Below are 11,753 nucleotides of genomic sequence, written 5' to 3' on the forward strand. Positions count from 1 at the left end.
GAGTGCGGTCATCCCGGGTTGGATGGAAGATGTTGTCCCCAGCCTGTGGACAACTTCGTCTCAGGCCCGGTTCGCGGTTCCCAGCACCTCGTCGAGCAGGCGCAGGGCCCCGGGTTTGCTCAGAGGTTCGTTGCCGGTGCCGCACTTGGGCGACTGGATGCACGAGGGGCAGCCCTGTTCGCACTCGCAGTCGGCGATGGCCGCCCGGGTGGCGCCGAGCCACTCCCGGGCCGCCGCGTAGCCGCGTTCGGCGAACCCCGCGCCGCCCTCGTAGCCGTCGTAGACGAACACCGTCAGCTTCCCGGTGTCCCCGTGCAGGGCGGTGGACACCCCGCCGATGTCCCAGCGGTCGCAGGTGGCGAGCAGGGGCAGCAGGCCGATCGCCGCGTGTTCGGCGGCGTGCGCGGCCCCCAGGAGGGCGACGTCCTCCCCGCGCAGCCGGTCCTCCCCCTCCCGGGGCAGGGTCCACCACACCGCGCGGGTCTGGAGAGTGCGTTCGGGCATGTCCAGGGACTGTTCGCCCAGGACGGAGCCGGTGCGCACGTCCCGTTTGAGGAAGCCCACCACCTGGCGGACCACCTCGACCTCGCCGAAGCAGACCTTCGCCCCGCTCGGCCAGGCCTCCTCACGGAGCACCGACCGCACCGTGATGTCCGTGGTGTCCCGGGACCAGGTGCTGTAGGGCGGCTCGGCGGCGTGCACCAGGGCCACCCCCTCGTCCAGGTCGAGGTCGTCGACCAGGTAGGTCGCGCCCCGGTGGAGGTAGACCGCCCCGGCGTGGACGGTTCCGTGCGCGGCGGCCTCGTCGATCTCCCCGAGCAGCTGTCCGCTGGCGGTGTCGACGATCTGGACCGGAGGCCCACCCGCACCACGGATATCGGCGAGGTCGCTTGCCCGTTCGTGACTGGTCCAGAACCAGCCCCTCGGGCGCTTCCTCAGCAGGCCCCGGTCCACGAGTTCGGCGAGTTGGCCCTCGGTGGTCTCCCCGAAGAGGGCGAGGTCCTCACGCGTGATCGGGAGCTCCTGGGCGGCCGCGCACAGGTGCGGGCCGAGGATGTGCGGGTTTTCCGGATCAAGGACGGTCGCCTCCACGGAGCGCCCGAAAATGGCCTCGGGGTGGTGGGCGAGATACGTGTCCAGGGGGTCGTCGCGCGCGATGAACACCGCCAGGGCGTCCTCCCCGCGTCGCCCGGCCCGGCCCGCCTGCTGCCACAGCGACGCCAGCGTGCCCGGCCAACCCGCGATGAGCACGGCGTCCAGACCGCTGATGTCCACACCCAGTTCCAGGGCGTTCGTGCTGGCCAGGCCGAGGAGCTCCCCCGATCTCAGGGCCTCCTCGAGTTCGCGCCGCTCACCGGCCAGGTATCCGCCCCGGTAGGCGGCGACCCGTCCGGCCAGGTCGTGCTCGCCGTCCTCCGTCAGCATCCTCTGGGCGTTCATCGCGACCACCTCCGCGCCCTGGCGCGAACGCACGAACACCAGCGTCCGAACCCCGTCCCGTACCAGGTCGACGAGCATCTCGGCGGCCTGCGAGGGCGCGGTGCGGCGGATCGGCGCGCCGTGCTCGCCGGTGAGGTCGGTGAGCTCCGGCTCGACCAGCGCGACGGACATCCCCGGCCGGGGAGAACCGTCCTCGCTCACGGCGGTGACCGGGACGCCGGTCAGCCGGGTGGCGCTCTCGGCGGGTGATCCCGAGGTGGCCGAGGCCAGGACGAACACCGGCTCGGAGCGGTAGCGGGCGCACAGCCTGCGCAGACGCCGCAGAATCTGGGCCACGTGCGAGCCGAAGACCCCCCGGTACCGGTGGGCCTCGTCGATCACCACGTAGCGGAGCCGCCGCAGGAACCTCGACCACGCCCCGTGCCGGGGCAGGATGCCGTGGTGCAGCATGTCCGGGTTGGTCAGGACGTAGTTCCCGTGCTCGCGCACCCAGGAGCGCTCCTCGGGGGTGGTGTCGCCGTCGTAGACGGCCGCGCGCATGCCCGAAAGTCCCAGGTCCGTAATCCATCTGAGCTGGTCCTGGGAAAGCGCTTTCGTGGGAGAGAGGTAGAGCACCGTTTCCCCTGAGTCAACGGCGTCCACAGCGGGCATAAGGAAGGCGAGCGACTTCCCCGAGGCGGTGCCCGTGGCTATGATCACATCACGGCCCGAGCGTGCGAGGTCGGCGGCGGCTGCCTGGTGGGACCACGGACCCGTGATCCCCCGTTCGGCCAGCCGTTCGACCAGATGGGGGGCTGTCCACTCAGGCCAGTCCCCACTCACTCCCGCGTTCCGGGCCACATGCTCGATGTGGGTGACCTGCGGGTACCGGGTGTCGTCACGCCACACACCGGGGAGCGCGGGCTCCGATCGCCTCATCGAGTCCCCTCCTCACTGGACACGTTCGCGAGTCGTCCGCCCTCGTTCCGAGGTTCGGGGCACCGCTCGACGTCGGTTTCAGTGTGACATCCGGGGTAGGAGTGGCGCGGGGTCGCCGTTTGCGCGTGCATGGCGGGCAGACATTAGCGACACCCGTGGTTGAATGCGTGCTGGTGGGGTAACGCCCGGCAGAGATACTTCGCGATATTTCGCGGTTCGGCGCTGGAGGACTTGTGGATTTGAAGCTTGATCATTACACCGAGGGCGACACCGAGATCGTCGTCGTTGAGGGTGAGATCGATGTCTATACCGCGCCCCGGCTCCGCGAGCTGCTGATCGACCTGGTCAACAAGGGCAACTTCCACCTCGTGGTCAACATGGAGAAGGTGGAGTTCCTGGACTCGACGGGCCTCGGTGTGCTTGTGGGCGGGTTGAAGCGGGTCCGTGCTCACGACGGAACCCTGGACCTGGTCTGCACCCAGGAGCGGATTCTGAAGATCTTCCGGATCACCGGGCTGACCAAGGTGTTCGGTATCCACGGCTCTGTGCAGGAAGCCATCGACAAGCGTTCGTCGAAGTAACCCAGAGCGAGCGATGGCAACCATCACGCTCACGATCAGCGCGCTCCCGGCCCACGTGCGTACGGCTCGGCTCATGGCCGCGACCGTCGCGCGTCGGGCGGGTATCGCCGCCTCCGCGATCGACGAGATCAGGCTGGCGGTCGGTGAGGCCTGCTCACGGGCGGTCGCGGCGCACAAGCTGCACTGCCCCACGCAGCCGATCCAACTCCAGCTGATCGACGGCAGCGGACCCGATCCGGCGACGGACCCCAGTACCGACGCCTCGAACCCGATGCCGGGCTCCACCGGGAGCGCGACACGACGCTTCGAGGTGGTCGTCTCCGACCGTGCCCCCGCGAAGGACACCGAGGAGACGCCACACCGCCTGGAGCCGTTGCTCGACGGCCTCTTCCTGGACGGCGAGGACACCCCTCCCGGCGGGATCTCCGGTTTCTCCCCCGGCCTCGGCCTGGCGGTGATCACCGGCCTCGCGGACGAGGTGAGCATCGAACCCGAGGAATCGGGCACGGTGGTCCGGATGAGCTGGCCGCTCCACGCGGACCAGACCCAGAACCCGAGCTCGAACTAGGCCTCACGTCACGAGGGGGCGCCTCCCGCACCGGGAGGCGCCCCCTCGTCGTCCGTGGGGCTCCCGCCCCGACCGCGCTCAGTCGCAGGTCTGGGACGAGACCTCCGCGGTGGCGGTCAGCCCCTCTTCCGCGTTGGCCGCGACCTCGTCGGCGGTCAGCACGTAGCCGGTCTCGTCCTCGTTGGTGGCCGCGGCGAACACCACTCCGTACACGGTGCCGTCGGGGGCGAGCAGCGGGCCGCCGGAGTTGCCGGGGCGCACCACCGCACGCACCTGGTAGATCTCCCGGCTCACCTGTTGCGCGTGGTAGAAGTCCGAGCCCTGCGCGGTCTGCTTGGCGCGGATGCGCGCCGGGACCGCGGTGAACCCGCTGTTGCGCGGGAAGCCCGCCACGACGGCGTCGTCTCCCTGAACCGCCTCAGCGTTGAAGTCCAGGGGCTCCAGGTCCATTCCGGGCACGTGCAGCACGGCCAGGTCCTGCTGGGCGTCGAACAGCACCAGGGTGGCCTCCAGCTGGTGCCCGTCCCGGGTGACCACGCGCAGGTCCTCGGTGACCCCGGCGACCACGTGGGCGTTGGTCATGATGCGGTCCTGGCCGTAGGCGAAGCCGGTGCCCTCCACCCGCCGCTGGCAGGAGGGGGCGGTACCGAGCACCTTGACCACACTGCGGCTGGACTCGATGAGCTCCGGTGTGGTGAGGACGTCGGGGTCGGGCGGGTCCACCTCGGCGAGTTCGCCCGTACCGAGGCCGCTGAACACCTGCGGGAAGGCGCTCTGGTCCACCACCCGGCGGAAGGTCGAGAAGCCCTGGTGCGCGGCGTCCGGCATCAGCGAGTCCACCGCCTGGAGGATGCGTGACTCCTTGACCTGCTGGGACACGTACGGCAGGGCCGAGTTGGCCACCGTGCTGCCGATGAACCAGGCGACCAGCAGCACCGAGATCCCGCTGACCACCGCGCCGCCGAGCGCGTCCACGACGCGCGCCGAGTCCCACGTGACCTTGTTGCGCACCATGGTGCCCAGGTAGGACGCGAGGAACTGGCCCAGGGCGGCGGAGAGGAACACCACGGCGATGGCCAGCAGGGCCTGGCGCCCGGGGTCGGCCACCCACTCCTGGATGAGCCCGGGCGCGGTGAGCGCCGCGACGATCCCGCCGCCGATGAAGCCGACGAAGCTGAAGACGCCGACGATGAACCCCTGCCGGTAGCCGGTCACCGCGAAGAGCAGCAACAGGATGACCAGGACCGCGTCGAGCACGGATGCCCTCCAAGAAGTGAGCGTTACCCGACCGGGCGGAGTCCCTGCGGGGTGGCTTCGAACACGTCTGTTAGACCCCTGTCACGCCAGGGAAGTTCCCATCCCCCGAGAACGAGCAGGCTGTCGATGATCGCCCCCGTGAAACCCCACACGAGCATGCCGTCCACCCGGAACCCCGGCCCCCACATGGGGCCTCCCCCGTAGCGGACCTTGACCCTGTTCGCGGGGTCGGCGAGGTCGGCGACGGGGACGCGGGCCACCGCGGCGACCTCCCCGGCGTCGGCGGCGCGCACCTCGGAGGGTTCGCGCCACCAGCCGAGGATGGGGGCGACCCGGAAGTCGCTGAAGCTCAGGTAGAGCTCGGGGAGACGGCCGACCACGTCGATCCCCGCGGGGACGGCACCGGTCTCCTCCTCCGCCTCGCGCAGCGCGGCCGCCTCGGGTGAGGCGTCGGTGGGTTCGATCCGCCCGCCGGGAAAGGCGGGCTGGCCAGCGTGGCGGCGCAGCCCGTCGTTGCGCTGGATGAGCAGGAGGTCGGGGCCCCGGTCGGTCTCCCCGAAGAGGATGAGCACGGCGGACTCGCGGCCGCCCCGTTCCGGCGGGCGCATCGGCTTGGGCACCGGCATCGTCCGGGCGTCGTCCGCGAGCGCGGACAGCCAGAGCGGGGTCGAGTTCATTCGCTGGGAACCTGTTCCGGGGGTTGTCGCGCCGACATCTGTACGAGTGCGGACGCCTCGGGAGCCGGTGTGCGCGCACTCACGTGATTCAGGGTACAAACTGCCGGGACCCGTGCCCGCGTCTCCGGGTCCTGGCCGGTCAGGCGAAGGAGCGCATGCGCAGCAGTTTGGTGGCGGTCTCGGTGTCCGTGGGCCCCTCCCCGTAGGACGGGCACCAGCGGGCCACGCCGCACGCGCCACAGGCGGGCCTGCGGGCGTGGCACACGCGGCGGCCGTGCCACACCACCCGGTGGGAGAGCATCGTCCAGTCCTTGGGCGGGAAGAGTTCACCGACGGCGTGTTCGACCCTGACCGGGTCCTCCTCGTCGGTCCACCCGAATCGCCGGACCAGTCGGCCGAAGTGGGTGTCCACGGTGATCCCCGGCACATCGAAGGCGTTACCGAGCAGTACGTTTGCGGTTTTTCGTCCTACACCGGGTAGTTTGACCAGGTCGGCGAGGTTTCCAGGAACCTCGCCGCCGTGTCGTTCGCACAGGGCCTGGCCCAGCCCCAACAGGCTGTTGGCCTTGGCCCGGAAGAACCCCGTCGAACGGATCATCTCCTCCAGCTCCTCGCGCCTGGCCGACGCGTAGGCCTCGGCGTCGGGGTAGCGCGCGAAGAGCGCCGGGGTGACCAGGTTGACCCGCTTGTCCGTGCACTGCGCGGACAGGATCGTCGCGACCAGGAGCTCCAGCGGGGTGGTGAAGTTCAGTTCGGCGTGGGCGTCCGGGTACAGCTCCGAGAGCTCCCGGTACATCTTCCGAGCGCGGCGGACCAGCGCGAGTCGGCTCTCCCCGGTGGGCGTGGCGTTCTCCGACACGGCCGCGCCCTCCTCGGACGCGGTGTGACGGGGCTCTGGAGTGTGGGACATCGTCACAGGGTAGGCGTCCGGTCGTGGGGGCACGTCCGGGTCGACTCACACCGGTGCCGGGATTCGGTCGCGTGCCGACGTTTCGACTGGTGACCGAGATTATGTAACCAATGTCCGGTCGTACGGCGCGGACACGCCGTGACCCAAGTCGGCAACGACTAGGATCGCATGGGCTGACGTCGGCTGTTGTGGGCACGTTGTCTCCCGGCGGACTAGCCGTGGTAACGAACTGGTTTCCCACCCGGTTGCGATATACGTCACACTGTTGACGGTCAGGTTTTAGGAGGACGTGTGGACGAGATCAACGAGGTGCTCCGGAAGGCCCCTCTGTTCGAGGCGCTGGACGAGGAGGACACGGCCGCGCTCCGCTCCTCGGTGAACGAGGTGCGTCTCGGTCGCGGTCAGACCCTGTTCAACGAGGGTGACGAGGGCGACCGCCTGTACGTGATCCTCAGCGGGAAGGTGAAGCTGACCCGCACGGCCGTGGACGGTCGCGAGAACCTGCTGGGCGTGCTCGGCCCCAGCGAGATGTTCGGAGAGCTGTCGCTGTTCGACCCGCGCCCGCGCACCGCGAGCGCCGTGGCCGTCACCGACTCCGTGCTCGCCGGGCTCGGCCACGACGACCTGCGGCCCTTCCTGTCAAGCCGCCCGCAGGTGGGCCTCCAGCTGCTGAAGTCGCTGGCCGCCCGACTGCGCCGGACCAACGACGTGATGGCCGACCTGGTCTTCACCGACGTGCCCGGCCGTGTGGCCAAGGCCCTGCTCGAACTCGCCGACAAGTTCGGCAAGGAGGGCGACGACGGCCTGCACGTGCACCACGACCTCACCCAGGAGGAGCTGGCCCAGCTGGTGGGCGCCTCCCGTGAGACGGTCAACAAGGCCCTCGCCGAGTTCGCCCTGCGCGGCTGGCTGCGGATCGAGGCCAAGGCCGTGGTCCTGCTGGATGTCGAGCGCATGCGCCGTCGCGCCCGCTAGGGACGCCTCAGCAGAACCACAGACGCTGTGCGGCCGCCGCCCTCCGGGGTGGCGGCCGCAGCGCTTTCAGGGGCCTCTCAGGCGCTCTCCGGGCCGCGTGGGCTCCGTGCTTCGGTACCGGGGCTTCGACTCCGGGGCTTCGGCTGCGGGGGCGCGCGGGCTCCTGGCCCGCACGCGCGCCCCGGGGACGCGGACCTACTCCTCGAACCCCTCGGGGAGCTCGCCCTTGACCGCCAGGTAGCGCAGCTGCGCCCGGACCGAGGAGGCCGCGGCCGGGCGGACGCTCTCCACCACGTCCGGGTAGACGCGGTCGATGATCTCCCCGACCCCCGCCGCTCCGGCCGCCACCGCGTCCCGCACCTGCGCCAGACGCGCCTCACGGTGGTCGATGTAGGAGGTCAGCGCGGCCGTCGGCGAGGTCAGGATCGGCCCGTGCCCCGGCAGCAGCGTCCGCACCTGGTACTCCTCCACCAGGCCCCGGAGGCGGTACAGCGAGTCCATGTAGGGGGCCAGGCCGTCGTCCCCGTCGATCACCGTCGTGCCGTGTCCCAGGATGGTGTCCCCGGTCAGGATGGCGCTGTCGGCCTCGACGAGCAGGCAGACCGAGTCGTCGGTGTGCCCCGGCGTGGCGATGACCCGGACCTCCAGACCGTCCACGTCGAGCAGCTGACCGTCCTCCAGGCCCGCGCCGCCCACCCGCACCTGCGGGTCCACCGCGTGCACGGGCGCACCGGTCAGTTCCGAGAAGTAACGGGAACCCTCGGCGTGGTCGAAGTGCCGGTGCGTCACCACGGCCATCTGGACCTGGGCGCCCTGTTCCTGCACGGTCCGCGCCACCCGCTCCAGGTGGCGCTCGTCGTGGGGGCCCGGATCGACGACCATCACCCCGCGCGCGCCCGGTTCACGCAGAATCCAGGTGTTGGTGCCCTCCAGCGTCATCGGGCCTGGATTGGGGCAGAGCACGCAACCGGCGCGCAGTGTCCCGGAACCGTCGATCCTCATCGCACCTCGCTTCGATCGCCGTACCCGGAGCCGCCCGGAGGGCCCGCGGCCCGCCCCACGACGGGGCGCCGCGCGCCGCCGGAGCGGACGCCGTGCTCACTGTCCCGCGCCGGGCCCCGGTAGGGGGAAGTCGCTGCCGTCCGGCGCCACGACACGGAGCTGTCCGCCTATTTCCCGAACGTCCGGTTCGAGAGGAACGATATCCCGCCGGGCCTCCCTCACACCCTGGAGGGTCCGCCGGTCCGCCAGCTGGGCGCAGGCGATCACGGTCGGCGGCAGCATCGGCATCCTGCCGGCGCCCCACTCCTCGGCGACCACGGACGGGTCGGTCCACCGCGTGAGGTCGGCCTCGCCGCCGACGTCGCGTGCCGCCTGCCCCGGAGGGAGTTCGGCCGTGAAGAACCAGGTGTCGAACCGGCGCGGCTGGTTGCTGGGGGTGATCCACCGCGACCACGCGCGCAGCCACTCCGAGCGCAGCACCAGCCCGCGCCGACGCAGCACCTCCGTGAAGGAGTGGGTGTGGTCGATCAGGCCCAGCCGGTCCCGCTCCCAGTCGTCGGTGGCGGTGTCGAGGGTGATCGCCTCCACGCCCGCCCGCTCGGGTTCGCTGGCCAGCAGGACGCCGGTCTCCTCGAAGGTCTCCCGGACCGCCGCGCACACGAGGGCACGGGCCCGGGCCACGTCCGTTCCCAGGATCCCTGCCCACTCCTCGGGCGACGGGCCGGTCCACGGGAGGTCGCCGTCGGCGTCGCGCTCGTCCACCCGGCCGCCCGGGAAGACGTAGGCGCCCGGGGCGAACCCCATGGTCGGCACCCTGCGCATGAGCAGGACCTCCATGGGGCGCTCCGCCCGTCCGGCGTCCGAGCCCGCCGCCGGACGCAGCAACATCACGGTGGCTGCGGGGCGGGGCCGGGCCACACCGTCGTCCTCGGTCATCGACTCACTCCCGTCGTTCACGAAGGCCGCGCTGTGGCCCGGGTCGTCCTCGGGTCCGGTCAGCGGACCTCGACGATCATGTCAACCTCGACCGGGGCGTCCAACGGCAGGGACGCGACACCGACGGCGGCCCGGGCGTGCACCCCGGCCGCACCGAAGACCTCGCCGAGCAGCTCGCTGGCCCCGTTGATCACACCGGGGTGCCCGGTGAACCCGGGGTCGCTGGCGACGAAGCCGCCCACCCGCACCACGCGCACCACGTTGGACAGGTCGCCGACCTCGGCCCGCACCGCCGCGATGGCGTTCAGCGCGCACACGGCGGCCAGTTCCTTGGCGGTCTCCGGGCTGACCTCGGCACCGACCTTGCCGGTGGCCGGAAGGGCGCCGTCGACGAACGGCAGCTGGCCGGAGACGTAGACGTGGTCACCGCTGCGGACGGTCGGCTGGTAGGCCGCGACCGGGGGAACGACCTCGGGCAGGGTGAGCCCGAGTTCGGCGATCCGCTCCTCCGGGGTCGCCATCTACTTGGCCCGCTTCATGTAGGCGACGTACTGCTGGTTGCGCGGGTCGGTGCCCTCGGGCAGCGGCGCCGGCACGACGGAGACCAGCTCCCAGCCGTCCTCACCCCAGTTGTCCAGGATCTGCTTGGTGGCGTGCGACAGCAGCGCCACGCTCTGGTACTCCCACTTGGTCATCGTCTACCCCTCTCGGTCACGGCGGCCCCTGGGGCCGCCCCTCAACGCCGCTCACCTTACTCACCCGCGCCCACCCGGGAGGTCAGGCGGACCCGGTGACGCCCCCCTCAGGACGGGTCCCTCCGAGTGCCCGCCGGGTTCCAGGGGGAAGCCGATTCCGGTCAGGGCCTCCGAGACCGCCCACAGCCGACGCGCCACGGAGGCGTCCCGCGCTCTGCGTGCCCGTCCGACCAGCTTCGGAGCTCCCCGGAGCCCCATGAGTCGGCCCGGACCGGCGTAGCCGTTCCCAGGGATCTCGGCGACGGCGGCGTAGAGCGTGGGAAGGGCACCGTCGTCCTGGCTCTGTGTGAGCGCGCCGATCAGGGCCTGCCCCAGCCGAAAGCCCGGGCCCGGGTCCTCGGACCTCATCAGGTTCGTGGCCGAGATCCCCGGGTGCGCGGCCGTCGCGATCACCGGTGAGCCGACCGCCTCCAGTCGGCGCTGGAGTTCGCTGGTGAACAGCAGGTTGGCGAGCTTGGACTGCCCGTACGCGGCCATGCCCCGGTAGCGCTTGCGGTGCTGGTTGAGGTCGCCGAAATCGATCGAGCCGAGCAGGTGGGCGAGCGAGGCCACCGTGACGACCCGCTGCCGGATCCGTGGGAGCAGCAGGTTCGTCAGCGCGAAGTGGCCGAGGTGGTTGGTCCCGAGCTGCGGTTCGAAGTCGTCGGCGGTGCGGATGGGGGGCGGGAGTGACACACCCGCGTTGTTGATCAGCAGGTCGACGGGGTCGGTGAGGTCCCGGGCGAACGCACGAACCGAGGAGAGGTCGGCGAGGTCGAGTCGTCGGACCTCGACCTCACCGGTCATCTCCGCGGCTGCGGAGCGCCCCTTCTCCTCGCTGCGCACCGCCAGCACCACCCGTGCGCCCCGTTCGGCGAACACCCGGGCTGTGACCCGGCCGATGCCGCTGTTCGCGCCGGTGACGACAACGGTGCGGCCCCGCATCGGGGGCACGCTCGAAGCCGAGAACGCTGCCCGCACACCGCCCGCGGGGGCGGCACCGTCCACCGGGTCGTGCGGGGGACGAGATTCATATGACTTTGTCATATGAATGATGATGGGCGATTCATGTGACACTGTCAAGTAGAATTCGGCCATGGTGACCAGAGCTGAGACGGCCGCGGCGACCCGTAGCGCCCTCCTTCGAGCCGCGTCCGAACTGCTGGACGAGGGCGGTGCGGCGATGGTCACCCTCCGCGGAGTCGGTGCGCGGGCCGGGGTCTCACGCGGTGCGCCGTACGGGCACTTCACGAACAAGGAGCAGCTGCTGGCCACGCTCGCGATCGCGGCGTGGGACTCCCTCGCCGCCGAGGTCGAGCAGCTGCGCACGGGCTCGGGCGACCCGGGAGCCAGGCTGGAGAGCGCGGTCATGGCGCTCATCGGACGCGCACGCGAGCGACCGCATCTGTACGCGCTCATGTTCGCGACGCCCGCCGAGGACCGCGAGGCCGCGGAGTCCGCCGGTCGTCTCCAGGACGGGTTCCTCGACCTGCTCGGTGATCTGGTCGGTACGACCGATGCCCCCCGATACGGCGCGCTGCTGATGTCCACCGCGCACGGCATCGCGGAACTCGAGCGCAGCGGTCACCTCGGGGTCGAGACGTGGCGAGTCGACAGCGAAGAACTCGTCCGTATGACGATCGAGGGGATCCGGCTCGGCGCGCGGAGCTGACCCGGGACCGCCCCGGGGGCAGCAAGGGCGCGGGACGCCTCCGCGCCCGACGACACCTCGCCCGCGCCGGGTGGAGGGCACGC

The 11,753-nt window shown here is 71.1% G+C and carries 13 protein-coding genes; 4 read left to right on the forward strand and 9 right to left on the reverse strand.

All coding sequences use genetic code 11. The features are described from left to right. Window positions 1-60 precede the first annotated feature (60 nt). Window positions 61-2,358 carry a DEAD/DEAH box helicase gene (locus BDW27_RS24020; RefSeq protein ID WP_110051888.1) on the reverse strand — a complete coding sequence of 766 codons (2,298 nt, stop codon included), beginning with the start codon at window positions 2,356-2,358 and terminating at the stop codon, window positions 61-63. Window positions 2,359-2,591: 233 nt separating this feature from the next. Here BDW27_RS24020 and BDW27_RS24025 point away from each other — a divergent pair, with 233 nt between their 5' ends. Continuing rightward, on the forward strand, window positions 2,592-2,939 hold the full coding sequence (locus tag BDW27_RS24025; protein ID WP_026117083.1) for an STAS domain-containing protein: 348 nt from the start codon (window positions 2,592-2,594) through the stop codon (window positions 2,937-2,939). 13 nt (window positions 2,940-2,952) lie between these two features. Then, on the forward strand, window positions 2,953-3,507 hold the full coding sequence (locus BDW27_RS24030; RefSeq protein ID WP_017546684.1) for an ATP-binding protein: 555 nt from the start codon (window positions 2,953-2,955) through the stop codon (window positions 3,505-3,507). Between the two features lie 78 nt (window positions 3,508-3,585). Here BDW27_RS24030 and BDW27_RS24035 read toward each other — a convergent pair whose 3' ends face one another. From BDW27_RS24035 to nth, 3 genes are all read right to left on the reverse strand, one after another. After that, window positions 3,586-4,764 carry a MarP family serine protease gene (locus BDW27_RS24035; protein WP_017546683.1) on the reverse strand — a complete coding sequence of 393 codons (1,179 nt, stop codon included), beginning with the start codon at window positions 4,762-4,764 and terminating at the stop codon, window positions 3,586-3,588. A gap of 23 nt (window positions 4,765-4,787) precedes the next feature. Further along, window positions 4,788-5,441, reverse strand: a complete 654-nt coding sequence (locus BDW27_RS24040; RefSeq protein WP_017546682.1) for a CoA pyrophosphatase — start codon at window positions 5,439-5,441, stop codon at window positions 4,788-4,790. A 139-nt stretch (window positions 5,442-5,580) separates the two neighbouring features. Beyond that, on the reverse strand, window positions 5,581-6,237 hold the full coding sequence (gene nth, locus BDW27_RS24045) for an endonuclease III (RefSeq protein WP_040694775.1): 657 nt from the start codon (window positions 6,235-6,237) through the stop codon (window positions 5,581-5,583). Between the two features lie 414 nt (window positions 6,238-6,651). Between nth and BDW27_RS24050 the strand changes: the two genes are divergently transcribed. After that, the gene (locus BDW27_RS24050; RefSeq protein ID WP_187294582.1) at window positions 6,652-7,326 is read left to right on the forward strand and encodes a Crp/Fnr family transcriptional regulator; all 675 of its coding nucleotides are present in this window, start codon (window positions 6,652-6,654) and stop codon (window positions 7,324-7,326) included. A 195-nt stretch (window positions 7,327-7,521) separates the two neighbouring features. On the opposite strand, the gene BDW27_RS24055 is transcribed toward BDW27_RS24050, so the two are convergent. From BDW27_RS24055 to BDW27_RS24075, 5 genes are all read right to left on the reverse strand, one after another. Continuing rightward, window positions 7,522-8,328, reverse strand: a complete 807-nt coding sequence (locus tag BDW27_RS24055) for an MBL fold metallo-hydrolase (protein ID WP_017546680.1) — start codon at window positions 8,326-8,328, stop codon at window positions 7,522-7,524. Between the two features lie 96 nt (window positions 8,329-8,424). Then, window positions 8,425-9,264, reverse strand: coding sequence for an NUDIX hydrolase (locus tag BDW27_RS24060; RefSeq protein WP_110051890.1), 840 nt, complete (start codon window positions 9,262-9,264; stop codon window positions 8,425-8,427). 59 nt (window positions 9,265-9,323) lie between these two features. Next, window positions 9,324-9,785 carry a RidA family protein gene (locus BDW27_RS24065; protein ID WP_017546678.1) on the reverse strand — a complete coding sequence of 154 codons (462 nt, stop codon included), beginning with the start codon at window positions 9,783-9,785 and terminating at the stop codon, window positions 9,324-9,326. Continuing rightward, window positions 9,786-9,959: a DUF4177 domain-containing protein gene (locus BDW27_RS24070; protein ID WP_017546677.1), complete on the reverse strand. Its 174-nt coding sequence runs from the start codon at window positions 9,957-9,959 to the stop codon at window positions 9,786-9,788. It abuts the gene before it with no gap. Window positions 9,960-10,019: 60 nt separating this feature from the next. Next, on the reverse strand, window positions 10,020-10,979 hold the full coding sequence (locus tag BDW27_RS24075) for an oxidoreductase (protein ID WP_255421516.1): 960 nt from the start codon (window positions 10,977-10,979) through the stop codon (window positions 10,020-10,022). Between the two features lie 115 nt (window positions 10,980-11,094). On the opposite strand from BDW27_RS24075, the gene BDW27_RS24080 reads away from it, so the two are divergent. Then, window positions 11,095-11,670, forward strand: coding sequence for a TetR/AcrR family transcriptional regulator (locus BDW27_RS24080; RefSeq protein ID WP_086002877.1), 576 nt, complete (start codon window positions 11,095-11,097; stop codon window positions 11,668-11,670). The last annotated feature ends 83 nt before the right edge of the window (window positions 11,671-11,753 follow it).

It is taken from the genome of Nocardiopsis sp. L17-MgMaSL7 (genome assembly GCF_003182025.1).
In the GTDB taxonomy this organism is placed as follows: domain Bacteria; phylum Actinomycetota; class Actinomycetes; order Streptosporangiales; family Streptosporangiaceae; genus Nocardiopsis; species Nocardiopsis prasina.

What these genes read in the sequence shown, in the direction of transcription:
- BDW27_RS24055 (WP_017546680.1), bottom strand. Translation starts at nt 8,328, where the DNA reads ATGAGGATCGACGGTTCCGGGACACTGCGCGCCGGTTGCGTGCTCTGC.
- BDW27_RS24080 (WP_086002877.1), top strand. Translation starts at nt 11,095, where the DNA reads ATGGTGACCAGAGCTGAGACGGCCGCGGCGACCCGTAGCGCCCTCCTT.
- BDW27_RS24030 (WP_017546684.1), top strand. Translation starts at nt 2,953, where the DNA reads ATGGCAACCATCACGCTCACGATCAGCGCGCTCCCGGCCCACGTGCGT.
- BDW27_RS24040 (WP_017546682.1), bottom strand. Translation starts at nt 5,441, where the DNA reads ATGAACTCGACCCCGCTCTGGCTGTCCGCGCTCGCGGACGACGCCCGG.
- BDW27_RS24060 (WP_110051890.1), bottom strand. Translation starts at nt 9,264, where the DNA reads ATGACCGAGGACGACGGTGTGGCCCGGCCCCGCCCCGCAGCCACCGTG.
- BDW27_RS24065 (WP_017546678.1), bottom strand. Translation starts at nt 9,785, where the DNA reads ATGGCGACCCCGGAGGAGCGGATCGCCGAACTCGGGCTCACCCTGCCC.
- BDW27_RS24070 (WP_017546677.1), bottom strand. Translation starts at nt 9,959, where the DNA reads ATGACCAAGTGGGAGTACCAGAGCGTGGCGCTGCTGTCGCACGCCACC.
- nth (WP_040694775.1), bottom strand. Translation starts at nt 6,237, where the DNA reads ATGTACCGGGAGCTCTCGGAGCTGTACCCGGACGCCCACGCCGAACTG.
- BDW27_RS24020 (WP_110051888.1), bottom strand. Translation starts at nt 2,358, where the DNA reads ATGAGGCGATCGGAGCCCGCGCTCCCCGGTGTGTGGCGTGACGACACC.